This is a genomic window from Solidesulfovibrio sp. DCME, from assembly GCF_049995385.1.
Taxonomy (GTDB): domain Bacteria; phylum Desulfobacterota; class Desulfovibrionia; order Desulfovibrionales; family Desulfovibrionaceae; genus Solidesulfovibrio.
The window spans coordinates 3,310,058-3,330,920 of sequence record NZ_CP188261.1; the positions used below are offsets into that span (position 1 = coordinate 3,310,058).

Here is a 20,863-nt window from a genome sequence, read left to right on the forward strand (position 1 = left end):
GTCGGTCAATGCCCCCACCACCCGGAGGAAACCATGTCCGCCGTTTTCGTCTACATTACCGCCGCCTCGCCCGAACAGGCCGAACAGATCGGCCGGGCCCTGGTCACGGAACGCCTGGCCGCCTGCGTCAATATCCTGCCGGGCATGCGCTCCATCTACCACTGGCAGGGCGCGGTGGAAACGGCCACGGAAACGGTGCTCATCGCCAAGACCCGCGAGGCGCTGGCCGCGGCGCTCGCCGCCCGGGTCAAGGACCTGCACACCTACGATGTCCCCTGCGTGGTGACCCTGCCCATAACCGGCGGCAACCCCGCCTTCCTGCGCTGGATCGAGGACGAAACCGCCTCCCGCGCCCCAGCCCAAGCCTAATCCGAAGGAGACCCGCCCATGCGCATTCTCGTGTCCGGCTCCCTGGCCTACGACCGCATCATGAGCTTTCCCGGCAGCTTCGCCGATCATATCCTGCCGGAAAAAATCCATATTTTGAATGTCTGCTTCCTGGTGGAGGGACTCGAGGAAAAATTCGGCGGCACGGCCGGCAACATCGCCTATTGCCTGAAGCTTCTGGGCGAAGACCCGACCATCGTGGCCTCGGCCGGCAAGGACTTCGCCGCCTACGAGGCCTGGCTGCGCCACTGCGGCCTCTCCCTCCAGGGCATCCGCCGCATCGGCGGCGAATTCACCGCCGGAGCCTACATCACCACCGACCGCTCCGACAACCAGATCACCGGCTTCAACCCCGGGGCCATGAAGCACACCGCCGACTACCCCGTGGACGACACCGACCCGGCCGACACCATCGCCATCGTCGCCCCCGGCAACCTCCAGGACATGCAGGACTTCCCCCGCCGCTACAAGGCCAAGGGCATCCCGGTCATGGTCGACCCCGGCCAGAACATCACCGCCTTTTCCGGCGAACAGCTCACCGAGATGCTCACCGGCGCCACCTACCTCATTTCCAACGACTACGAGCTCCAGCTCATCGAGAACGCCACCAAGCTGACCCTGGCCGAGATCAAGGCCCGGGCCGGCGTGGTCATCACCACGCTTGGCGAAAACGGCTCCCTCATCCGCCAGGGCGAAACGGAAACCCACATCGCCCCCTGCCCCGTGGCCGAGGTCCAGGACCCGACCGGGGCCGGCGACGCCTACCGGGCCGGCTTCATCAAGGGGCTGATCATGGGCAAGGCGCCGGCGGACGCGGCCAAGCTCGGCTCGGTCTCGGCCGCCTACGCCGTGGAAAAACACGGCACCCAGGAACACCAGTTCACCTGGGACGACTTCCTGGCCCGCTACGCTTCGGTGTTCGGGGCATTGTAAGGAAGAAGAAGAGGAAGATGCCTCCGGCGGCCGGGGGGCATGATGCCCCCCGGACCCCCTCGAAAGTGGGGCTGAAAATGGCGGCGCCGTGCGGACCCTGCTAAAAGCACTTCCATTTTCACAACAATCAACCGATAGTCAGTTTTCACTGCCATTGAAGGTATCCCTTGATACCCCCTTGAAAAGTTTTTGGGGAGGGTGGGGGGTCCGGGGGGAGGGAACCCCGGGCCACGCGGCCCGCAGCGAAAGGAAAGACTCCCCATGCCCGAGCCCCCATGCTTATTATGACACGACTACGATCCGAGGACGATTTCCTGGCGCTTATCGACCGCCACTTTCCGCGCGAGGCGCGGGGGGTCGAGTTGTCGCGCGGCGACGACGCGGCGATCATCGCCTGCCCGGCAAGGCTGTGCGTCAGCGCCGACCTGTTCCTGGAGGACGTGCATTTCCGGCGCGCCTATTTCACGCCGGCCGACGTCGGCTACAAGGCCCTGGCCGTCAACCTGAGCGACATGGCCGCCATGGGCGCCCGGCCCACCGGTTTCGCCTGCTGCCTGGAAAGCACCGACGACGCCGGCCGGGAGTACTGGGACGAGGCGCTCGCCGCCATGGCCGCCCTGGCCAGGGAGTACGGCCTGCCGCTGGTCGGCGGCGATTTGAGCCGGGGGGCCAAGCTCGGGCTGAGCCTGACCATCTGGGGCGAGGCCGGCCCGTCGGGGCGCTTCTTGCGGCGGGGGGCGGGTGCGCCCGGCGATATCGTGTTCGTGGTCGGCCCCATCGGCCTGGCCCGGGTGGGGCTGGCCGTGCTGGAAAAAGAGGGGCGCGGGGCGGCGGCCCATTTCCCGGCGGCGGTCGCGGCCCACCTGCGGCCCGTGCCGCAAGTCGCGGCCGGGCTGGCCCTGGCCGCCATCCCCGAGGTGAGCGCCTGCATGGACGTCTCCGACGGCCTGGCCCGGGACCTGCCGCGCCTGTTGCCGCCGGGGTGCGGGGCGGACCTCTTTTTGCCGCCGGCCCTGCTCCACCCGGAAGTCACGGCCCACTGCGCCGGCCATGGCCGCAAGCCGCAAAAGGAAGCCGTCTTCGGCGGCGAGGACTACGCCCTGGCTGCGTGCGTCTCCCCGGCCGGCTGGCCCAAGGTGCGGGCCGTGCTGCCCGGGGCGGCCGCCATCGGCCAGGTCGTGGCCAAAAACGCCTACACGGTAAACGGCGCCCCCTTCGAAATGGGCGGCTTCGACCATTTCGGCTGATCCCCATGGGCTTGCTGCTGTTTGGCGCGGCGTGCATCAGCTTCTCCGCCGTGTTCGTCAAGCTGGCCGCCGTGGCGCCGTCGATCTCGGCCTTCTACCGCCTGGCCATCGGCGGCCTGACGCTTTTGGCCATGCTCGCCGCCACCAACAACTTGCCCGCGGCCAGGCGGGCCATGCGCTGGCCGGCCCTTGGCTGCGCCGTCTTTTTCGTGTGCGACCTGCTGTGCTGGCACGCCAGCATCAATCATATAGGCCCGGGCCTGGCCACCCTGGTCGGCAATTTCCAGGTCTTCCTCATCACCGTGGCCGCCGCCGTGGCCGCCAGGCGCGCCCCGCGCCCGGGTTTCCTGGCCGCCATGGCCATCGCCCTTTTCGGGCTCTACCTCGTGGTCGGCCGGGGATTTGCCGACCAGACCCCCGAATTCCGCCTGGGTGTGGGCTACGGCCTGGCCACGTCCGTTTTCTACGCCCTGTTTATCATGACGCTGAAAAAAGCCGTGACCGACCACGGCCGGGCGGCGCCCATGGCGGCCATGGCCGTGCTGTCGCTGGCCGGGGCGGCGCTGCTCGTGCCGATCGCCGTCTCGGCCGAGGCCTCGTTCGTCCTGCCCTCGGCCCGAAGCGCCCTGGCCCTGGTTGGGCTCGGCGTCGTGGGCCAGGGCGTCGGCTGGCTGGCCATCTCCATGGGGCTGGCCGGGGTGCGGCCGGCCCTGGCCGGGCTCATCCTGCTGCTGCAACCCACGCTTTCCTACCTGTGGGACGTGCTTTTTTTCGGCAAGGCCACGGGGCCGGTGGAGCTGGCCGGCGTGGCCCTGGCCCTTGGCGGCATCTACCTCGGCTCCGTCGTCGGCGGGCCGGAAAAATCCTGAAGGAGGCCCCGTGATGGACATGACGCTTCGTATCGTCGGGCGCGTGCGCTCACCCCTGACAGACCCCAAGACGGCCCCCCGCTTCGAGACGGAAAACGCCCCCCAGGCCCAGATCCTCCTCGACCCGGCCTACCGCGCGGCGGCCAAATCCCTGGAAGCCGGCCAGGAAATCCTGCTGTTTACCTGGTTCCACCTGGCCGACCGGGACTGCCAGGAAGTCCACCCCCGCCGGGACATGAGCCGTCCCTTGACGGGTGTGTTTTCCACCCGCTCGCCGGACCGGCCCAACCCCATCGGCCTGCATCAGGTGCGCCTGACGGCCATCGACGGCGACGTGCTGACCGTGGGCGCCCTGGAGGCCATCGACGGCACGCCGGTCATCGACATCAAGCCCCTGGCCGACCGGGCCGGCAAGGGCTGAGGGCGCCGGGCGCACGGCCGCAACCGATATTTGTGCATTTTTTTACAAGCCAAGGCTTGCCTAGAGCCGCGCAAATGCTTTAGCAAGGCGGCAATCGACCAGTGAATCCCGCAAAGGAGTCCCGCATGTCCAAGAAGGAACACGTCAAGAAAGTCAACGCCGTCGTCTGCGCCTATTTCGCTCACACCGGCTACCTGACCCGGGAAGAGGCCAAGGAACTGTGCGGCCTCGACGAAAGCCACTTCGAGGAAGCCTACGCCAAGGCCGGCAACATCTTCAACAAGATCGGCACCGAACCCGACAAGGGCGTGGGCAAGCTTTTCGACCACCTGGCCAAGGAAGTCGACGATTACATGAAACACATCAGCGGCTACGGCATCGCCTAGCCTGCCTCCTCGAAACGCCCGGCCGTCTTTTCCGTAAAAAGACGCTTTCGATCCGTCGTGTCCTCGTCATCCGTGATCGCGGATTTCGAGGGCACGGCGGTGGTGGTCGCGCCGGCCTTCCTTTCTGGCCGCGGCCAGTTGCGGGCCAAACCCAAAACACGTTTCCCCCGCCCCGCGCCGCAACACTGCCGCAAGCCTGGGCAAGCCGCCCCATCAGTGGCCTGTGTCGCCACTACCTTTCCTTTCGCTGTCTTTTCCGTTACAGCAACACCCCGGTCGCAGTCCCACCCGCAAGGAGCGTTGCATGCCTTCCCTGACCTTCTGGCTGGCCTATTTCGCCTTCGGCGCCGCAGCCGGCGTCATCGCCGGACTTCTCGGCGTCGGTGGCGGCATCGTGGTCGTCCCGGCCCTGTACTGGTTTTTCACCGCCCAGGGCTTTTCCCAGGAACTCATCATGCAGATGGCCCTGGGCACCTCCCTGGCCGCCATCTGCTTCACGTCCGTATCGAGCTTCCGGGCCCATCACCGTCGCGGCGCGGTCCTGTGGCCCATCGTCAAGACCATCACGCCCGGCATCCTGGTCGGCACGTTTGCCGGCTCCTGCGTGGCCGCCCGGCTTCCCACCGGCTTTCTCAAGGGCTTTTTCGTCTGCTTCCTCTATTACGTCTCGGCGCAAATGCTGCTCAACATCAAGCCCAAGCCCAGCCGGCAACTCCCGGGCAAGGCCGGCATGTTCGGGGCCGGGGCCACCATCGGCGCCGTCTCGAGCCTGGTCGGCATCGGCGGCGGCACCCTGTCCGTGCCGTTTATGACCTGGTGCAACATCCCCATGCACACCGCCGTCGGCACCTCGGCCGCCATCGGCTTCCCCATCGCCGTGGCCGGCTCCATCGGCTACATCATAAACGGCCTGGGCACTCCCAACCTGCCCTCCCTGTCCCTGGGCTACATCTCCCTGCCGGCCCTGGTCGGCATCGCCGGGGTCAGCTTCCTCACCGCGCCCTACGGGGCCAAGCTGGCCCACAAGCTGCCCGTGGCCACCCTCAAGCGCGTCTTCGCCATTTTTCTGCTGGCCATGGCCACGCGCATGCTCGTCGGGTTGTTCTAGGCCGGCCGGGAAAAGGAGAGCGCCATGTTCCAGAGCCTGCTCGGCCTCGTCACCCTGCTCGGCCTGGCCATGGCGCTGAGCGAACGCCGGGGGCTGATCCCCTGGCGGCTGGTTGCCGGCGGCCTCGGGCTGCAGGTGGCCATCGCCGCCTTCATGCTCAAGGCCCCGTTTCTGCGCGGCGCCTTCATGGCCTTAAACGCCCTGGTGGCGGCCATGGACGAGGCCACCCGGGCCGGCACGGCCTTCGTGTTCGGCTACCTGGGCGGCGCGCCGGCCCCCTTTGCCGTCACCGACCCGGGCGCCACCTTCAGCCTAGCCTTCCAGGCTTTGCCGCTGGTCATCGTCATCGCCGCCCTCACCGCCCTGCTCTATTACTGGAACATCCTGCCGCACGTGGTGCGGGGGTTTTCGCTGGTACTGGAAAAGACCATGGGCATCGGCGGGGTACTTGGCGTCGGCGCGGGCGGCTGCGTCTTCCTGGGCATGATCGAGGCGCCGCTGCTGATTCGCCCCTACATGGAGCGCATGACCCGCAGCGAACTGTTCGCCATGATGGCCACCGGCATGTCCTGCATCGCCGGCACCATGCTCATACTCTACGCCACGGTGCTCAAGGGCATCATCCCCGACGCCCTGGGCCATATCCTGACGGCCTCGGTCATCCACGCCCCGGCCGCCCTGGTGGTGGCGGCGCTCATGATCCCCGAAACAAAGGAACCGACCCTCGGCCGGGTGCTGCCGCGTTCGCCGGCTTCGGGGGCCATGGACGCAGTGGTTTCGGGCACGGCCGACGGGTTGCGGCTTTTCGGGAGCATCGTGGCCACGCTGCTGGTGTTCGTGGCCCTGGTGAAGCTGGCCAACATCCTGCTCGGCACCCTGCCGGCGGTCGGCGGCGCGCCGGTGACCCTGGAACGGGGCCTGGGCCTGGTCATGGCCCCGGTGGCCTGGCTGCTGGGGGTGCCCTGGGCCGAAGCGGCCACGGCCGGGAGCCTGCTTGGCACGAAAATCGTGCTCAACGAATTCATCGCCTTTCTCGACATGGCCAAGCTGCCGGCCGGGGCCTTGTCCGAACACACCCGGCTCATCCTCACCTACGCCATGTGCAGCTTCGCCAACTTTGGCAGCGTCGGCATCTTGCTTGCCGGCATGGGCTCGCTGTGCCCGGCCCGCAAGGACGAGATCACGGCCCTGGGCGGCCGGGCGCTGGTCGCCGGCGCCCTGGCCTCGCTCATGACCGGCACGGTGGTGGGGATTCTGGCTTCCTTCTAGGCCGGCCGGGCGACGGACGGCTGCCGTCCCCGGGCTTCCCGGGTGTGGCGCCGCAGCGGCCTGGCCCCGGCTACAGGGGTGCCCCGGCCGTAAAGGACGCCTGGCTGGCCAGGCCCAGGGCCCGCCAGTAGATGGGGAAGGTTTGCGGGGTGATCTCGTCGATCCGGCGGCTGCGCAGGTCGAAGGCCGCGGCAAAAGCCTGGCCCCGGGCCGGGCAGTCGCGCAGCTGCCGGTACATGGCCTGCCAGTCGGCCGGCGCCCGAAGCCCCCGGCCATAGGCCTTGGAATAGACGTATTCCAGCTCCCAGGCCGGTTGGGCCGCGCCGAGGTCCGCATAGGGCACCTGCACGTCGAGCAGCTCCAGGCTGTCGCGGTCGTAGGCGTAGACATGGTAGCCGGGATTGTTGCCGGTGATGGGCGAAATCGACGGCACCAGGCGCATGTTGCCGCTCGGCAGCCCCGCGTTCGCTCCGTAGAACAGCCGGAAGGCGTCGCGGTGGACGTGGCCGGCGAAGGCCGCTTTCACGGTGGCGGCGTGCTCGTTGAGCCGGCGCAGCAGGGCGTCGTTGTAGGCATCGAGCAAAAGCGGCGCATAGCGCGTGTCCCCGGTCTTCAGATAGTCCCTGGAGCTCGACCTCGGGTTGTCGCCCGGCGGCACGTGGGTCATGAGCCAAACCCGCTCCCCGCGCCGGGCGGCCATGGCCAGTTCGCGCTCCAGGAAATCCAGTACCGGCCGGGCGCCGGCCGTCTGCGGGGACCGCTTGGTCCAGAAGATGTCGTTGAGCACCACCAGGCGAGCGTCCTCGCGGCCCGGCAGGGGCAGGGCATAGCAGCCGTAGCGCGGATAGGTTTCCATGAAGGCCTGGCGCTGCGCCCCCTGGGCCTGGCTGAGCTGGGCGAGGAGGGGCGCGGTCACGGCCAGGTAGGGGCTGTCGGGGGCGATGCGGTAATCGCCCTCGACGCTGTCGTTGTTGCCCAGGGCCGCGAAGACCGGGCAGCCCGGGAAGCGCCTGGCCACTTCGCTGAAAAAATAGGTAGCGGTCTTGGCGATGAAGGCCAAAAGCCCGGCCGGGCTGGCATCCCCGGTCAGGCGCGGGTACGTGGCCCAGAAGCGGTGGCAGAGCATGTCGCCGGGAAAGAGCAGGAAGTCGGGGTTGGGCGCCCGGCGGGCCATGTCGTCGAGAAAGGCCAGAAACAGCGCGTTGTCGGTGTCCTGCCCGTAGGGGGCAAAGCCCTGGGCCGGGTCGGCCAGGATGTCCCCCCAGGCCGTGGCCGGCGCCCCGGCCAGGGCCTTGACCTTGGACGGATCGGCGAAGGGGTCGAAGTGGACGTCGGAAAAAACGACGAACATCCCCTGGCGCCCCGCCGCGGCGGCGGTAAACGATTCGGGCGCGCCGTCGCCGCAGTCCGGCCCGGCGGCCAGGACCCGGTCGAACCCCAGCCCTGGCGCGGCCAGCAGGCAGGCCCCGGACAGGGCCAGTTTGAGAAAGGCGCGCCGGTCCAGGCGGCGGGCCGGGCGGTCGTCCTGGGACGGCTCAAGGATCGCATGGCTCATGGCGTCTTCCTTTGCTTTGGCGGGCATCGCGCGTCGTCGGCCCGAAACCGACACGCCGGCCGCACCCTTGCCGTGTGAAAACCGCGTGCCTTTGTGCCCCAGGCGCGACCCAGCCTCCCCCGGCCTGTGCACAGTCATTGCCGGGCTTGGCCGACTTGTCAATACGCCGTACCCGTTGGCCGCGCACCGCTAAGCCCAGGCCAGGAAACGCGGCCGCCAGGCACCGGCGCCGCCTCAGGGGAAAGCGACACCGAAGCCCCGGCGCACGCCCCAAAAGCAGGCATCGGCCACGCGGCTGGAGCAGTGCTGGGAAAAGCCAAGGACCGGGCGGCGGCCCGTCAGGAAACGAAGGTCGGGCAGGAATGGCCGTCGCCCAAACCGGGCCAGACCGGGTCGAGCTGGGGCAGGCGGTAGCGGCCGGCCAGGAGCGCGGCCACGAAATCGGCCCGGCCGCGCACCACGGCGTCCACTTCCAGGGGCATGCGGCCGAGTTCGTCGAGGCTGTGGGCATCGGAACCGGCCAGGGCGGGCAGGTTGCGTTCGGCGGCGAAGCGTGCCGCGGCGGCGTTTTCCTCGGGCCGGTTGCGGCCGTTGCGCACCTCCAGGCCCGAAAGCCCCGGATGGTCGAGGATGCCCGGCCCGGCCGGACGCCAGGTGCGAAACGGATGGGCGGCGATGGCCACGCCGCCCAGGGACCGGGCCAGCCCAATGACCCGGCGGGCCGAAAGCCCGGGCGGCAGGTCCTCCAAGGGGCCGAACAGCAGGATGTCGCCCTCGGCCGTGGCATACTCCAGGCCGATGATCAGGCACAGCCCGTCGTCCTGCAGGCCCTCCCGCACCAGGTGGGCGGCGGCCATGGTGTCGTGGTCGGTCAGGCAGACGCCGTCGAGGCCGAGCAGCCTGGCCTGGCGCCGGATCTGAGCCACGGTCAGCCGGCTGCACGGCGAAAGCTCGGTATGGACGTGCAAATCGAAGCGCATGGCGTATCTTGCTTCGGGCCGGCAAAAAAGGCAAAATGGTAATGCCTATGGACAATCCCCCTTTCCATCGCACAAACCGATATCACGGAATGGGCCGCTGATGCCCCGGGCCTGCGTGCTGCTGGTCCTCGATGGCCTCGGCGACCGTTCCCAGGCCGTGCTCGGCGGCCAGACCCCCCTGCAGGCGGCAGACACGCCCCACCTCGACGCCGTGGCCGCGGCCGGGGCCAACGGCCTCTACCACGCCGCCCGGCTCGGCCAGGCCCTGCCCAGCGAAAACGCCCATTTCGCCATGTTCGGCGCCACGCCGGAGGAATTCCCCGGCCGGGGCTACCTGGAGGCCTTGGGCCTGGGCCTGGCGCCCGGGCCGGGCGAAGTCTGCCTGCTGGCCCATTTCTGCAACGCCGTGGCCGAGGCCGGCTGCCTGCGGCTGTGGCGCGACCGGCCGGAACCGCCCGACGGGGCGGCAGCGGCGGCGCTTTTTGCCGCCGTGGCCGCTTATTCCTTCGAAGGCGTGGACCTGCGCCTGCACCGCGACAAGGGGCTTTTCGGCGTCCTCACCATGACCGGCGACGTCTCGCCCGAGGTCACGGACACCAACCCCATGGTGGACGGGCTGTTCCTGCCCGAGCCCGAACCCATGGCCGGCGCCGGCCGGGCGGCGGCCCGGACGGCCAGGGCGCTCAAGGCCTACCTGCTGTACGCCCGGCGCGTCCTTGGCGACCATCCGGTCAACGCGGCCCGGCAACGGGCGGGGCTGACACCCATAAACGCCCTGGTCACCCAGCGCGCCGGCATGGCCCGGCCCATGCCGTCGTTTGGGGAGCGTTTCGGCCTGCACCCGGCCTCCATCGCCGCGGGTACGTTGTTCGCCGGCATCGCCAAGGGGCTCGGGTTCGACCTGCTGCCCGCGCGCGACACGGCCGACCCCGGGGCCGACCTGGCCGAGCGCCTGCGCCTGGCCGGCCGGGCCGTGGCGGATTACGATTTCATCCACGTCCACACCAAGGCCCCGGACGAAGCCGCCCACACCAAGGACCCCCTGGCCAAGAAGGCCGTCATCGAGGCCCTGGACGCGGCCATCGGCCGGGCCGCCGGGCCGCTTCTGGCCGATCCGGACGTCCTTTTCGCCGTCACCGCCGACCACTCGACCCCGTCGAGCGGCCCGCTGATCCACGGCGGCGAGCCCGTGCCCCTGTGTTTCCACGGCCCGGGCCAGCGCGTCGATACGGTGAAACGTTTCGACGAGGTCGCGGCCGCAGCCGGCTGCCTGGGGCTGGTGCGCGGCGTGGAGCTGCCCTACCTGGTCATAAACGGCCTGGAACGCGCCCGCCTGGCCGGCATCCGCGACACCCCGGCCCCGCCGGCCAGCTACCCGGGGCCGGTCAGCCCCTTCCGCCTGGAGGAGCCATGACCCTGCCCGCGCCTGTCGGCGTCATCCACGGCCGTTTCCAGCTCCTGCACAACGACCACCTGCGCTATCTGCTGGCCGGCCGGGAGCGCTGCCGCCACCTGGTGGTCGGCATCACCAACCCCGACCCCGGCCGCAGCCGGCCCGAAACGGCCGATGCGCACCGCTGCGACCCGGCCGCCAATCCCCTGACCTATTTCGAGCGCCAGGCCATGGTCCGGGCCGCCCTCACGGCCGCCGGCACGGCCGAGGCCGATTTCACGGTGGTTCCCTTCCCGGTGAGCTTTCCGGAGCTCTACCGCTACTACGTGCCCCTTAACGCGCTGTTCTTCCTGACCATCTACGACGCCTGGGGCCGGCGCAAACGGGAGTATTTCGCGGGCCTGGGGCTGCGCATCGAGGTGTTGTGGGAGGTTTCGCCCGAGCAAAAGGGCCTGTCCGGCACGGACGTGCGGCGGCTGATGGCCACGGGCGGGGCCTGGCGGGAACTGGTGCCCCCGTCCGTGGCCGCCCTGGCCGAGGCCTGGGGCCTACCGGCCCGGCTGGCGGCGGCCGGCGGCTGAGGGCTCCTGGGCTTCCTGTTTCTCGGCCACGTGCAGGCCCACCAGCCGGGCCATGAAAAAGACCAGATAGAACTGGCCGGCGATGCCTTCCAGGATGGCCAGGGTCTGGGCCACCGGGGCCACGGGCACGATGTCGCCGTAACCGGTGGTCAGCAGCGTGATGTAGCTAAAGAAAAAAAGCAGCCGGTCCACGTGCTCGCGGGTCATGATCGGCCGCGTGTGCACGGTGTAGTCAAAGGCGCCGGGCAGGAGCCGGTCCACCAGCGAATACAGGGTGAACCACATGGCGCCGATGAAGAGGTAGACGCACAGCCCGCCGAGCACGGTGTCGAGGTCGACGCGGCGCTGCCTGGCCAGGTAGCGCGTCATTTCCACGGCGGTCAGAAAGATCACCGGCACGCCCAGGGCGTCGCTGAGCTGGCTTGGCCCCTCGCCGTCATAGAGGTACTTGGCCAGGACACAGACCCCGCAAAGCGCCGTCAGTCCCATGATGAGCGGATACAGCCGGCTGTGCCGGGCCACCTGCGAGGCGGCCACGAGCAGGATCAGGAAGATGAGGTCCTGGAGCACGCCGGCGCCCTCGCCGGTAAGAAACGGCGAGGCCACGAGCTGGGCCAGCAAGGCCGCCAGCAGGAAATGAAAGGGCTTGCCGGAACTCCGGACGGCCAGGACGATGTTGCGTGGGGCCTTGACCATGGTCCCTCCTGCCGGCCGATTACCCGAAGGCCGTCCCGGCGGCAACGCCTGTCGTGTTACAACAAGGCCGCGCCGCTCAAAAGCATGACGAAGCGTTTGTACAGGTCGAGGTCGAAGGAGCCGGCCATCTCGTGGCGCATGATGCGCAGCGCCTCGAAGGGGCGCACCGCGTCGGCGTAGACCCGCTTCGAGGTCAGTGCGTCATAGACGTCGGCCAGGGAGACCACCCGGGCGTGGACCGGGATGGCCTCGCCGGCCAGCCCCCGGGGATAGCCCGTGCCGTCCAGTTTCTCGTGGTGCAGCAGGATGCACTCCCGGGCCAGCCGTGACAGGGAAAGCCGCCGGCAAAGCCGCGCCCCGAGCACCGGATGTTCGCGGATGGCCAGGAATTCCTCGGGGCTGAGCCGGCCCGGCTTTTTGAGGATGGCGGCGTCGACGGACTCTTTGCCGCTATCGTGCAACAGCGCCCCCACCCCGGCCTGGACGATGGTGGGCGACGGCAGGCCCAGGGATTTGAGCATGAAAACGGTGTAGACGAACACATGCACGCCGTGGCTGTAGACCTCGTAGTCGTGGGCCATCAGCGCCCCCATGCGCGACAGGCCGGCCTCGGTGCACAAAAAGGCCACGCAGTCCCGGGCATAGGCCACGAACAGCCGGCCGTGCCTGTCGGACAGCCCCTGGGGCAGGCGCTCGCGGATGAGTTCGCGCACGATGTCGCAGCAGTTGTGATAGAAAACCGCCGCCTTCTGGTCGGGCGGCATCTCCGGCCCAAGCAGCGCCCCGGCTAGGTGCCGGCGCATGTAGCGCCGGTAGCGCTCCCGCTCCTCGCGGTGGATGTAGACCACGGACACGCCGTGGTCGGACAGTATACCACGCCGCTGGGACGTCAGGGCCTCGCCCCCCCGAGCGAACAGGGTATGGCTGTCGCCGTGGCGCAGATAGACCTCGAACTCCCCCGGCGCGTGGGGAAAAAGGTGCCAGACGGGGATCGGCTGGTATTCGCGGCTGGGGTCGACGACCGGGGGCGGTGGCAACGGTGTCATGCGGTGTGTAACTTTGTTACAAATTGAGGCCGACCCACGGGTGAACGAAAAGCGCCCTTCCGAAAAAATCCCGTGGTTCCGGCTTGTTTGCCCATTCCCCTGCCTCGCGGTCGGCTTTCAGGCCTCCTTGCTAGCAAATGTCGGGCCGTAGCGCGGCCGTTGCCGACAACCGGCATGCCCCAGGGAGAAACGATAGTGCCCGGCCTGCCGGGCTTCGGTCCGGGCCGCGCCTTCGAACCCGGCCCGCCTTGCCAGTGCGGCCCGGCCCTGCCATGATGGCGGCCCCAGCAAGGAGGAAACGCCATGTGCGGCCGATTCGCCCTGGCCGTGCCGCGCCGGCTCGTGGCCGAGGCCATGGGCGTGCCGGACCTGCCCCAAAACGTGCCGCCTCGCCCCGAAATATTCCCATCGGAATTGATCGAGGCGATCTTTACGGCCCGGGAAAGCGGCCGGCGCCTGGCCGGGCTTTTCCGCTGGGGGTTGGTGCCGGCCTTCGTCAAGGACCCGGCCAAGGCCCGGCCCATGATCAACGCCCGGGCCGAGACCGCCCTGGAAAAACCGTCCTTCCGGGCGGCCGTGCGCTACCGGCGCTGCCTCGTCCCGGCCCAGGGCTTCTTCGAGTGGCGCCGGGAGCCCGGCGGCGGCAAGACGCGGTTTTTCCTGACCCTTCCCGAGGCGCCGGTCATGGCCCTGGCTGGCCTGTACGAGCGCGCCGTCACCGCCGACGGCGAGGCCCGGGACACGGCCGCCATCCTCACCCGGCCGGCTTCGCCGCAGATGGCCGCCATCCACGACCGCATGCCGCTGATTTTGCCGCCCGAAGCCTTCGCCGCCTGGCTCGACCCGGGTCGCAACGCGCCGGCCGATGTGGCGGCGCTTCTGGCCACGCCGCCGCCGCTGTTGCGCCTGACGCCGGAAGCGGGCAAGGAACAGGCCCGACAGGGGCGTTTGGACGGCTAGGCCCGGTTTTCCGGGCGCGGGAAAGGACGGCTATGGCCAAGGCAAAACAGCGGGCGGATCAACTCGTTTTCGCACAGGGGCTGGCCGAGAGCCTGGAGCTGGCCACGCGGCTGGTCATGGCCGGGCGCGTGCGCGTGGCCGCCGGCGGCCGGGAGGCGCTGGTGGACAAGCCCGGGATGCTGTTCCCGGTGGGGACCGTCTTTACCCTTGCCGTCGGCGAGCGCTACGTCAGCCGTGGCGGCGGCAAGCTGGAAACGGCCCTGGCGGCGTTTTCCCTGGATGTGGCGGGCGCTGTCGCCCTGGATGCCGGCGCCTCCACGGGCGGGTTCACGGACTGCCTGCTCCAGCACGGCGCGGCCCGGGTCTATGCCGTGGACGTGGGCACGGCCCAGCTTCACGAAAAGCTTCGGGCCGACGGCCGGGTGGTGTCCATGGAGCAGGTCAACCTGCGCCATGCCCCGGCCGATTTGCTCCCCGAGCCGGTGGACCTGGCCGTGGCCGATTTGTCGTTTATTTCGTTGCGCGCGGTCCTGCCGTCGCTGGTGCGGTTCGTGAAACCGGGGGGGCTCGTGGTGGCGCTGATCAAGCCGCAGTTCGAACTGGGGCCGCAACAGGTGGGCAAGGGCGGCGTGGTGCGCGAGGAGGCCGACCGCCAGGAGGCCATCGCCACGGTAACGGGCTTCGCCCGCGAAGCGCTTGGGCTTTCGCTGCTGGGCGTCGTGCCGTCCAAGGTCAAAGGCCCCAAGGGCAACCAGGAATACCTGGCGGCCTTTCGGCTGGCGCCGGCCGAGGCCTCCCCTAGCCCGTCCCTCCCTTGAGCCGGCCCAGTTCCTCGGACGGGCTGGCCCCGAACAGGCGCTTGAATTCGCGCGAAAACTGCGAAGCGCTGGCATAGCCGACCCGCAGCGCCGCCTCGCGGGCCGTGGCCCCGGGCTCGGCCAGATACGACCGGGCCTTGTGCAGCCGCACGGCCTTCAAATATTGCAGCGGCGTGGTGGCTGTCACCGCCCGGAAGGCATGATGAAAGGTCGAAAGCCCCATGTGAGCCTCGCGGGCCAGCGCTTCCACGTCGAGTTCCTCGTTGAAATCCAAATGGATGCGCTGGAGCGCCCGGGAAACGGGCCGCAACCGGCCATTGTGGGCGGCCAGAGCCCGCAGCGCCCTGCCCTGCCTGCCCTCGAGCACCCGAAAGACGATCTCCCGCACGATCCCCGGCCCCAGGATGCGGGCCGTGCGGGGCACGGCCAGGACCCGGGCCAACCGCACCGCCGCGTCGGCGATTTCCGGCGTCATGGCCGAGGCGCACATGCCGGCGGCATCGGGCCCGGCCTCGTCCGGCGCGTCGTCCATGGCCAGAAGCAATTCCCCCAGCACCGCCGGCTCCACCCGCACCGACAACCCGTAGAGCGGCTCCTCGGCCGTGGCCAGCGTCTGGCAGGAAAAGGCCAGGGGGACGGAAACCACCCAGTAGTGGCCGGGATCGAGGCTGTGGGCCGTGTCCCCGAAAACGGCCCGCTTGCGCCCGCTGGCCAGCAGGACGATGGAGGGCTCGTAGAGCACCGGGGCCAGCGGATACGGCCGCACGGCCCTGGCATAGCGCACGCCGGCAAGGGGCGACTCGCAAAATCCGTCGCCCGGGGCCTGGGTTGCCAGCAGTTCGGCCAGAAGCCGACAGGATTTTTCGGATGCCGGTTGCATAGGCTGTCTCCCTCGCGGCGGTTGTGCCGCAAATCCCCTTTGGGGGCAGCCGAAAATCCGATTTTTCGCAGGATCAGGCAAGCCCCGGACACGATCCCGCCTTGGACCGCGCCCCGGGATGGGCTAGGAGGCAGGCAAGGGCGGGCGCTCCCCGCCCGTCGACGACACCACCAGCCACAAAGGAGACGACGCCATGAGCATGGGCGTGAAAGATGCCATTGCCGCGCGCCACAGCGTGCGCGCCTTCACCAAGGACAAACTGACCGAAAACGAGATCCACGAACTGCTGGAGGCCGCCCGCAACGCGCCGTCGAGCCTCAACTCCCAGCCCTGGCGCTTTCTGGTCGTGACCGACCCGGCCGACATCGCCTGGTTCGGCACGAGCGAAGCCACGCGCAAGCAGGGCTGGCTGGCCGGGGCCGCCGCCATCATCGTCAGCTGCGCAGACCTCGCCCATTACGTCAAGGATTCCCAGTCGGCGGCCTTTTTCTACCGCGACAACAACATCATCACGGGCGAGACCATGGACGGCATCGAGGCCTACGTCGCCCGGGAAGCGGCCGCGGCCGAGCAGGCCAGGTTCGGGGCCTGCGCCATGAACACGGCCCTGGCCGAGGCCTTCCTGATGCTGCGCGCCGTGGAGCTGGGCCTTGGCACCTGTTGGGTGGGCATGTTCGACGAGGCCAACATCAAGGCCCGCTTCAAGCTGGCCGAGGGCCTGCGCATCGTCAACATCCTGGCCGTGGGCCGGCCCGACGAGCCGGAAGTCCACCCGCGCAAGCGCAAGGCCATGACCGAAATCGTGCTGCCCTAAGGCAGGCACCGTCAGGCCAGGCCGGCCGTTTCGCCGCCAGCACCCGTTGGCGGCGGGACGTCCGGCCAGGGCCACACGGCCCGCAACGGGCTCGACCCGCAGAAGGCACCCACCGCGCAAGCCCTGGCAGCCGGCCGCAACCATTCCTTGGCGGCGGGACGGCCGGCCTTGGGCCACACGGCCCGCAACGGGCTCGACCCGGCGGCTGGGGGACCCTCGGCCGCCCGGCTGACCGCGCCTATTCGGGCAGGTAGCGGGAGGTCTTTTTGAAGGTATTTTGCAGCATCTCGGCGACATTCGGGTTGTCGGGATCGATGGCGGCGGCGGCCTCGAACAATTCGTAGGCATCGTCGAAACGCCGGGCGTTATAATAGGTCAGGCCGATGTTATAGGCGACACTGACACTGTTTTGCATGATGCTTTTGTCATACTGCAAGGCTATGTCAAAGCAGGCGGCGGCCTTTTTGACTTCCTGCTCCTCGGCATAGGCGACCCCGAGATTGTAATTGACCCGTGGATCCTCCGGCGATATCCGCAAGGCCCGATTGAAGCATTCGATGGCTTCCGCATTGCGCTGATGCTTTCGCAGGTTGATCCCTTTCTCATTGAACATCCACACATCGTCCTTGGACAGGTACTTCCCCTTGGCCTTGATCGCCTTGTTGTTGAATTCGAGGCTCCTTTCGTAATCCACGGGCAGCAGGGACTGACTGATATCCATATAGGTCTTGCTTAAGATCTCGTTGGCCTCGCGCTTGGCCAGGCTGATGGCCTGCTCGAAGTAGGTGTAGGCCTGCTCATTGTCGCCGAGGCTCAGAAACGAGTTGGCCAGTTCGATCTTGCGTTCCCGGTTGAGCGGGGACATCTTGTCGAGGCGTTTCAAATAGACGATCTTTCGGTCCAGGTCATCCAAGGCGTTATAGAGCGTCACCAACCGCTTCAGCGGCTCCATGTAGAACTTGGACGAAACCGCCGCCTTGGTATAAAAGTATTTCGCCTTTTCATTATCGTTTTGCAGCATACGCACATCGCCCTTGAGCATGAGCCCGATGGTGCTATCGGGGCGCTGCTCCAGTATCTTGTCGACATAGCTTTCGGCCCCTTGGGCATCCTTCATTTGCAGGGCCGTCTTGCAGCCCTCGATCAGGGCATCCAGCTTGTTGTCCGGCGTGAGCGTCGAAACGATCTTCTGGATGATGATGGCCTGGGAAACCGGTTTTATGATGACATTGTCCGCACCTTTTTCATACATGAGGGCAATGGTATTGCCATCGACCTCTGCCGACAGCACAATGACTTTTATGCGTTCGCGAAACTTGTTTTTCAGCGGCATGATGTCGTCAAGGCTGAGCCGACCCTCCAGCTGTCGCTCCATAAGAACGGTGACGTGGTCGTGGTGTGCCAAAAACCGCCCGATCGCCTTGAATGTATTGATCGACATCTTCGCACAGTGGTAACAGCTATCAGGCAAGCCACTCACCTTTATATAATTTCTCGATATCCTGAACAAATAGTTGTCATTTGAAATAACAAGCACTGACCCATTCATCTTTTCGATATAATAGGCAAATATTTTATCATACATTGTTTTGGCGCGCATGGATTCCCCCCACGTCTTGAAATAATACCCGGCCGCATCATGCTCTTCGGCATTTTTCATTGAAACATAAGGGGTAATATCCCGTCAAACGCTCCTCCAACAGCCCACATGGTTATCAATGAAACATTCACTGCGAACGCGTATTCTACGACGGCCAAGGATACTCCGTTGCGCACGCAACCAAGCCGGTGCCATCTGTTTTTTCCATGGACGTCCTCCCCCTTTCGCGCGACAACGTCCCGGCGCGGCGGGCAGCCCCGCTCCCGCGCCGCCCGGGACGCCGGCCCGGACCGCGGCCAACCACGCCCCGGCCACGGCCGGGCAACGCCCCTATCCGGCAGGACGCCCTTGGATTCCCCATGCGCTTCAAGCCCGTTTTCTATAGCGGCCTGATCCTGGCCGCCCTGGCCCTGGGCCTTTCGGTCGAACCTCTGGAACCGGCCCGGCGCCTGGATGCCTGGACCTCGGACCTGTGGCACGTGCTGGCCGGCAAGCGCCGCGACCCCGAGCGCGTGGCCGTGGCCCTGCTCGACGACGAGGCCCTGGCCGCCGAACCGGACCGGCCGCTGGTTTTCTGGGGGCCGCTGTACGCGAAAGTGCTGGCCGTGCTGCGCCAGGTGGGCGTGGCCGCCGTTGGCATCGACATCCAGCCGGCGCTGTCCCCGGTCACCTGGATGGACTTAATCGGCGCCGACTCCAGCCGGGACTTCGACCGGCAGTTCATGCTGGAACTGGCCAGGGGCAAGATCGTGCTGGCCGCCAGCGTCTCCACGGAATCGGGCGAACCGGTCTTCAGCCTGCCGGCCACGGACTACCTCATCGCCTTGGCCGGCCACGAAGCCGACCTGGGGCTGACAAACGTGCCGCTGGACCGCGACGGCGTGGTGCGCCGCTTCGCCCCGGCCCTTTTCGCCGAGGGCGAGCCGCGCCTGTCGTTTGCCGCCGCCCTGGCCCGCAAGGCCGCCCCCGACGCCCCGGGGCTTCGGGACATCGACACCAAAGGCGCCCTCGCCCCCCGGCCCATCCCCTTCCTGGGGCCGCCAGGCTCTTTTGGCCACGTCAGCTTCGCCAGGCTCCTGGCCCCGGACGCCCGCAACGATCCCGAGGTGAAGGCCCTGGCCGGCAAGGTGGTGATCCTTGGCATCGACATCCACGGCGCCCACGACCGGCTGGCCTCGCCGTATTCCCTGCCGCTTTTCGGCGCGCCCAAGGAGTTCATGCCCGGCCCGGAGATCCACGCCAACATCGTGGAGGCCCTGCTCGCCGGCCGGAGCCTCGCCCCCCTGGCCAGGCCCGTGGCCGCCCTGGCCTGGCTGCCGTTTCTGGTCCTGGCCGCCCTGGCCTGCGCCCGGCTCCATCCCGGCCCCTCGGCCCTGGCCGCCCTGGGCTGCCTGCTTGGCACCTTCGGCCTCGGTTACGGGCTGTTCCTCGCCGGAAAGCTCCTGCCCCTGGCCGGCTGCGGCCTGGGCATCGGCTGCATCTGGGCCGGGGCCAACGCCGCGAGGCTTTCGCGCGGCGAACGCGAAAAGGCCCATATCCGCCACGCCTTCGGCAAGTACGTGTCCGAGTCGGCCATCGCCGCCATCCTGGAAAGCGGCCAGCCGCCCGCACCCGGCGGGTCCCTGGCCACGGTCACCATCCTTTTTTCGGATATCCGCAATTTCACGACATTAAGTGAAAAGCTGTCCGCCCAGGAAGTCGTGGAACTGCTCAACGCCTATTTCTCGAAGGTCTGCGACATCATCCTGGCCCACGGCGGCATGATCGACAAATTCATCGGCGACGCGGTCATGGCCGTTTTCGGCGCGCCCCTGGCCGATCCGGCCCATGCCCGCCAGGCGCTTTCCACGGCCCTTGGCATGGTTGTTGCCGCAAAAGACTTCCAGGACTGGATGCGGCAGCGGTTTCCCAAGCTCGGTGAATGGGAATTCCACATCGGCGTGGGCCTGCACGCCGGGCCGGCCGTCGTCGGCAACATCGGCTCGAAACAGCGCCTGGACTTCACGGTCATCGGCGACACCGTCAACACCGCCTCGCGCCTGGAAGGGTTCACCAAGGTCATGGGCTGCCCGGTCGTGGCCAGCCGGACGGTGGTGGACCTGGCCGGGCCGGGCGTGGTGACCGGAAAAAGCGAACTGGCCCAGGTCAAGGGCAAGCGCGACCCCGTGCCGGCCCTGGAGATCCTGGCCGTCACCGACCAATAACCAAAGGAGCGGTCATGTTCCGGTTGTTTGTTTCCCTGTGCCTGGCCCTTGCCGCGACCGCCTGGGCCGAGCCCGCCCGGGCCGAGGCGCCGCGCCTGGTCTGCCTGGTTTCGGCCCTGACCGGCCCGGCCAGCCTGTCCCCGGCCGAGGGCGGCAAGAAGCCGCTCGAGGTCTTCACCCGGCTGCGCGAGGGCGAACGCCTGGACCTCGGCCGGGGTGCCGAAGTCCAGCTGGCCTTCCTGCAAAAGGGCGTCAAGGAGACCTGGGCCGGACCGGCCACGGTGGTGATCACGGCCGAGGGCGGCCAAAGCGCCGACAGCGCCGGCCCGCCCACCGTGGAGAAGCTGCCCATGCGCGCCCGGCCGGCCGGCGGCGCCGCCTCGTCCATTTTGACCGAAGCCGGCGAGCAGGCCACGGCACAGGTGAAAACCCGCGAGGTGACCGTGCCCGAGGACCGCGCCCTTTCCGACGACGAGCGGGCCGAACTGGCCGCCGTGGAGGCGCAAGCCGCCCAGTTGCGGGCCACGTCCGCCCCCGGCGACGTCGCCCCGGACATCCTGGTGCTCGAGGAACTCGACCGCCTGGGCCAGCAACGCCGCTTCAACGAGGAACTGCGCAAACTGCGCGAAGCCCATCCCGACAACGCCGCCCTGGCCGGCTGGGACCAGAAGTAACCACGCCAAAGGGCCTCCCGGCGGATCGCAGCCGTCGGGAGG

Annotated in this window: 21 protein-coding genes; 15 read left to right on the forward strand and 6 right to left on the reverse strand. The window is 68.1% G+C overall.

Going from position 1 to position 20,863, the window contains the following annotated elements:
- The first annotated feature begins 33 nt into the window (after positions 1–33).
- From cutA to ACP59X_RS14695, 8 genes are all read left to right on the forward strand, one after another.
- Positions 34–369 (forward strand): divalent-cation tolerance protein CutA, encoded by a 336-nt coding sequence (cutA, locus tag ACP59X_RS14660; RefSeq protein ID WP_428559639.1) that lies wholly within the window; start codon positions 34–36, stop codon positions 367–369.
- An 18-nt stretch (positions 370–387) separates the two neighbouring features.
- Positions 388–1,320, forward strand: coding sequence for a carbohydrate kinase family protein (locus tag ACP59X_RS14665; protein ID WP_428559641.1), 933 nt, complete (start codon positions 388–390; stop codon positions 1,318–1,320).
- Positions 1,321–1,604: 284 nt separating this feature from the next.
- Positions 1,605–2,567 (forward strand): thiamine-phosphate kinase, encoded by a 963-nt coding sequence (thiL, locus tag ACP59X_RS14670; protein WP_428559644.1) that lies wholly within the window; start codon positions 1,605–1,607, stop codon positions 2,565–2,567.
- A 5-nt stretch (positions 2,568–2,572) separates the two neighbouring features.
- Positions 2,573–3,436 carry a DMT family transporter gene (locus ACP59X_RS14675; protein WP_428559646.1) on the forward strand — a complete coding sequence of 288 codons (864 nt, stop codon included), beginning with the start codon at positions 2,573–2,575 and terminating at the stop codon, positions 3,434–3,436.
- A gap of 13 nt (positions 3,437–3,449) precedes the next feature.
- Positions 3,450–3,857, forward strand: coding sequence for a tRNA (N6-threonylcarbamoyladenosine(37)-N6)-methyltransferase TrmO (gene tsaA / locus ACP59X_RS14680; RefSeq protein ID WP_428559649.1), 408 nt, complete (start codon positions 3,450–3,452; stop codon positions 3,855–3,857).
- A 125-nt stretch (positions 3,858–3,982) separates the two neighbouring features.
- A complete protein-coding gene (locus tag ACP59X_RS14685; RefSeq protein ID WP_428559651.1) occupies positions 3,983–4,243 on the forward strand; it encodes a hypothetical protein in 261 nt (86 codons plus the stop codon).
- A gap of 304 nt (positions 4,244–4,547) precedes the next feature.
- Positions 4,548–5,351, forward strand: a complete 804-nt coding sequence (locus ACP59X_RS14690; protein WP_428559654.1) for a sulfite exporter TauE/SafE family protein — start codon at positions 4,548–4,550, stop codon at positions 5,349–5,351.
- A gap of 24 nt (positions 5,352–5,375) precedes the next feature.
- On the forward strand, positions 5,376–6,620 hold the full coding sequence (locus tag ACP59X_RS14695; RefSeq protein ID WP_428559656.1) for a NupC/NupG family nucleoside CNT transporter: 1,245 nt from the start codon (positions 5,376–5,378) through the stop codon (positions 6,618–6,620).
- Between the two features lie 70 nt (positions 6,621–6,690).
- Here the strand turns inward: ACP59X_RS14695 and ACP59X_RS14700 are convergent, their stop codons facing one another.
- The gene (locus ACP59X_RS14700) at positions 6,691–8,175 is read right to left on the reverse strand and encodes a metallophosphoesterase (RefSeq protein WP_428559659.1); all 1,485 of its coding nucleotides are present in this window, start codon (positions 8,173–8,175) and stop codon (positions 6,691–6,693) included.
- Positions 8,176–8,513: 338 nt separating this feature from the next.
- A complete protein-coding gene (locus ACP59X_RS14705) occupies positions 8,514–9,155 on the reverse strand; it encodes a PHP-associated domain-containing protein (RefSeq protein WP_428559662.1) in 642 nt (213 codons plus the stop codon).
- A 100-nt stretch (positions 9,156–9,255) separates the two neighbouring features.
- On the opposite strand from ACP59X_RS14705, the gene ACP59X_RS14710 reads away from it, so the two are divergent.
- Positions 9,256–10,569 (forward strand): BPG-independent phosphoglycerate mutase family protein, encoded by a 1,314-nt coding sequence (locus ACP59X_RS14710; protein WP_428559664.1) that lies wholly within the window; start codon positions 9,256–9,258, stop codon positions 10,567–10,569.
- The gene (locus ACP59X_RS14715; protein ID WP_428559666.1) at positions 10,566–11,129 is read left to right on the forward strand and encodes a nicotinate-nucleotide adenylyltransferase; all 564 of its coding nucleotides are present in this window, start codon (positions 10,566–10,568) and stop codon (positions 11,127–11,129) included. Before ACP59X_RS14710 ends, ACP59X_RS14715 begins: the two co-directional genes overlap by 4 nt.
- On the opposite strand, the gene ACP59X_RS14720 is transcribed toward ACP59X_RS14715, so the two are convergent.
- The gene (locus ACP59X_RS14720) at positions 11,097–11,825 is read right to left on the reverse strand and encodes a potassium channel family protein (RefSeq protein ID WP_428559668.1); all 729 of its coding nucleotides are present in this window, start codon (positions 11,823–11,825) and stop codon (positions 11,097–11,099) included. The two genes, ACP59X_RS14715 and ACP59X_RS14720, sit on opposite strands and share 33 nt — an antisense overlap.
- A gap of 56 nt (positions 11,826–11,881) precedes the next feature.
- Complete coding sequence (locus ACP59X_RS14725; RefSeq protein WP_428559670.1) at positions 11,882–12,871, reverse strand: HD-GYP domain-containing protein; 990 nt, start codon at positions 12,869–12,871, stop codon at positions 11,882–11,884.
- A 303-nt stretch (positions 12,872–13,174) separates the two neighbouring features.
- Between ACP59X_RS14725 and ACP59X_RS14730 the strand changes: the two genes are divergently transcribed.
- The gene (locus ACP59X_RS14730; RefSeq protein ID WP_428559673.1) at positions 13,175–13,831 is read left to right on the forward strand and encodes an SOS response-associated peptidase; all 657 of its coding nucleotides are present in this window, start codon (positions 13,175–13,177) and stop codon (positions 13,829–13,831) included.
- A 32-nt stretch (positions 13,832–13,863) separates the two neighbouring features.
- Positions 13,864–14,649, forward strand: a complete 786-nt coding sequence (locus tag ACP59X_RS14735) for a TlyA family RNA methyltransferase (protein ID WP_428559675.1) — start codon at positions 13,864–13,866, stop codon at positions 14,647–14,649.
- Here the strand turns inward: ACP59X_RS14735 and ACP59X_RS14740 are convergent.
- Positions 14,630–15,529: an AraC family transcriptional regulator gene (locus tag ACP59X_RS14740; protein WP_428559678.1), complete on the reverse strand. Its 900-nt coding sequence runs from the start codon at positions 15,527–15,529 to the stop codon at positions 14,630–14,632. The two genes, ACP59X_RS14735 and ACP59X_RS14740, sit on opposite strands and share 20 nt — an antisense overlap.
- 193 nt (positions 15,530–15,722) lie before the next feature.
- Here ACP59X_RS14740 and ACP59X_RS14745 point away from each other — a divergent pair, with 193 nt between their 5' ends.
- On the forward strand, positions 15,723–16,343 hold the full coding sequence (locus ACP59X_RS14745; RefSeq protein WP_428559681.1) for a nitroreductase family protein: 621 nt from the start codon (positions 15,723–15,725) through the stop codon (positions 16,341–16,343).
- A gap of 238 nt (positions 16,344–16,581) precedes the next feature.
- Here ACP59X_RS14745 and ACP59X_RS14750 read toward each other — a convergent pair whose 3' ends face one another.
- Positions 16,582–18,003 carry a tetratricopeptide repeat protein gene (locus ACP59X_RS14750; RefSeq protein ID WP_428559683.1) on the reverse strand — a complete coding sequence of 474 codons (1,422 nt, stop codon included), beginning with the start codon at positions 18,001–18,003 and terminating at the stop codon, positions 16,582–16,584.
- 299 nt (positions 18,004–18,302) lie between these two features.
- Between ACP59X_RS14750 and ACP59X_RS14755 the strand changes: the two genes are divergently transcribed.
- Complete coding sequence (locus ACP59X_RS14755; protein ID WP_428559686.1) at positions 18,303–20,147, forward strand: CHASE2 domain-containing protein; 1,845 nt, start codon at positions 18,303–18,305, stop codon at positions 20,145–20,147.
- A gap of 14 nt (positions 20,148–20,161) precedes the next feature.
- Complete coding sequence (locus ACP59X_RS14760) at positions 20,162–20,821, forward strand: FecR family protein (protein ID WP_428559689.1); 660 nt, start codon at positions 20,162–20,164, stop codon at positions 20,819–20,821.
- Positions 20,822–20,863: the final 42 nt, after the last annotated feature.

Excerpts from the sequence above, each read along its gene's own strand:
- cutA (WP_428559639.1), top strand. The coding sequence starts at position 34 with ATGTCCGCCGTTTTCGTCTACATTACCGCCGCCTCGCCCGAACAGGCC.
- ACP59X_RS14665 (WP_428559641.1), top strand. The coding sequence starts at position 388 with ATGCGCATTCTCGTGTCCGGCTCCCTGGCCTACGACCGCATCATGAGC.
- thiL (WP_428559644.1), top strand. The coding sequence starts at position 1,605 with ATGACACGACTACGATCCGAGGACGATTTCCTGGCGCTTATCGACCGC.
- ACP59X_RS14675 (WP_428559646.1), top strand. The coding sequence starts at position 2,573 with ATGGGCTTGCTGCTGTTTGGCGCGGCGTGCATCAGCTTCTCCGCCGTG.
- tsaA (WP_428559649.1), top strand. The coding sequence starts at position 3,450 with ATGGACATGACGCTTCGTATCGTCGGGCGCGTGCGCTCACCCCTGACA.
- ACP59X_RS14685 (WP_428559651.1), top strand. The coding sequence starts at position 3,983 with ATGTCCAAGAAGGAACACGTCAAGAAAGTCAACGCCGTCGTCTGCGCC.
- ACP59X_RS14690 (WP_428559654.1), top strand. The coding sequence starts at position 4,548 with ATGCCTTCCCTGACCTTCTGGCTGGCCTATTTCGCCTTCGGCGCCGCA.
- ACP59X_RS14695 (WP_428559656.1), top strand. The coding sequence starts at position 5,376 with ATGTTCCAGAGCCTGCTCGGCCTCGTCACCCTGCTCGGCCTGGCCATG.
- ACP59X_RS14700 (WP_428559659.1), bottom strand. The coding sequence starts at position 8,175 with ATGAGCCATGCGATCCTTGAGCCGTCCCAGGACGACCGCCCGGCCCGC.
- ACP59X_RS14705 (WP_428559662.1), bottom strand. The coding sequence starts at position 9,155 with ATGCGCTTCGATTTGCACGTCCATACCGAGCTTTCGCCGTGCAGCCGG.
- ACP59X_RS14710 (WP_428559664.1), top strand. The coding sequence starts at position 9,256 with ATGCCCCGGGCCTGCGTGCTGCTGGTCCTCGATGGCCTCGGCGACCGT.
- ACP59X_RS14715 (WP_428559666.1), top strand. The coding sequence starts at position 10,566 with ATGACCCTGCCCGCGCCTGTCGGCGTCATCCACGGCCGTTTCCAGCTC.
- ACP59X_RS14720 (WP_428559668.1), bottom strand. The coding sequence starts at position 11,825 with ATGGTCAAGGCCCCACGCAACATCGTCCTGGCCGTCCGGAGTTCCGGC.
- ACP59X_RS14725 (WP_428559670.1), bottom strand. The coding sequence starts at position 12,871 with ATGACACCGTTGCCACCGCCCCCGGTCGTCGACCCCAGCCGCGAATAC.
- ACP59X_RS14730 (WP_428559673.1), top strand. The coding sequence starts at position 13,175 with ATGTGCGGCCGATTCGCCCTGGCCGTGCCGCGCCGGCTCGTGGCCGAG.
- ACP59X_RS14735 (WP_428559675.1), top strand. The coding sequence starts at position 13,864 with ATGGCCAAGGCAAAACAGCGGGCGGATCAACTCGTTTTCGCACAGGGG.
- ACP59X_RS14740 (WP_428559678.1), bottom strand. The coding sequence starts at position 15,529 with ATGCAACCGGCATCCGAAAAATCCTGTCGGCTTCTGGCCGAACTGCTG.
- ACP59X_RS14745 (WP_428559681.1), top strand. The coding sequence starts at position 15,723 with ATGAGCATGGGCGTGAAAGATGCCATTGCCGCGCGCCACAGCGTGCGC.
- ACP59X_RS14750 (WP_428559683.1), bottom strand. The coding sequence starts at position 18,003 with ATGAAAAATGCCGAAGAGCATGATGCGGCCGGGTATTATTTCAAGACG.
- ACP59X_RS14755 (WP_428559686.1), top strand. The coding sequence starts at position 18,303 with ATGCGCTTCAAGCCCGTTTTCTATAGCGGCCTGATCCTGGCCGCCCTG.
- ACP59X_RS14760 (WP_428559689.1), top strand. The coding sequence starts at position 20,162 with ATGTTCCGGTTGTTTGTTTCCCTGTGCCTGGCCCTTGCCGCGACCGCC.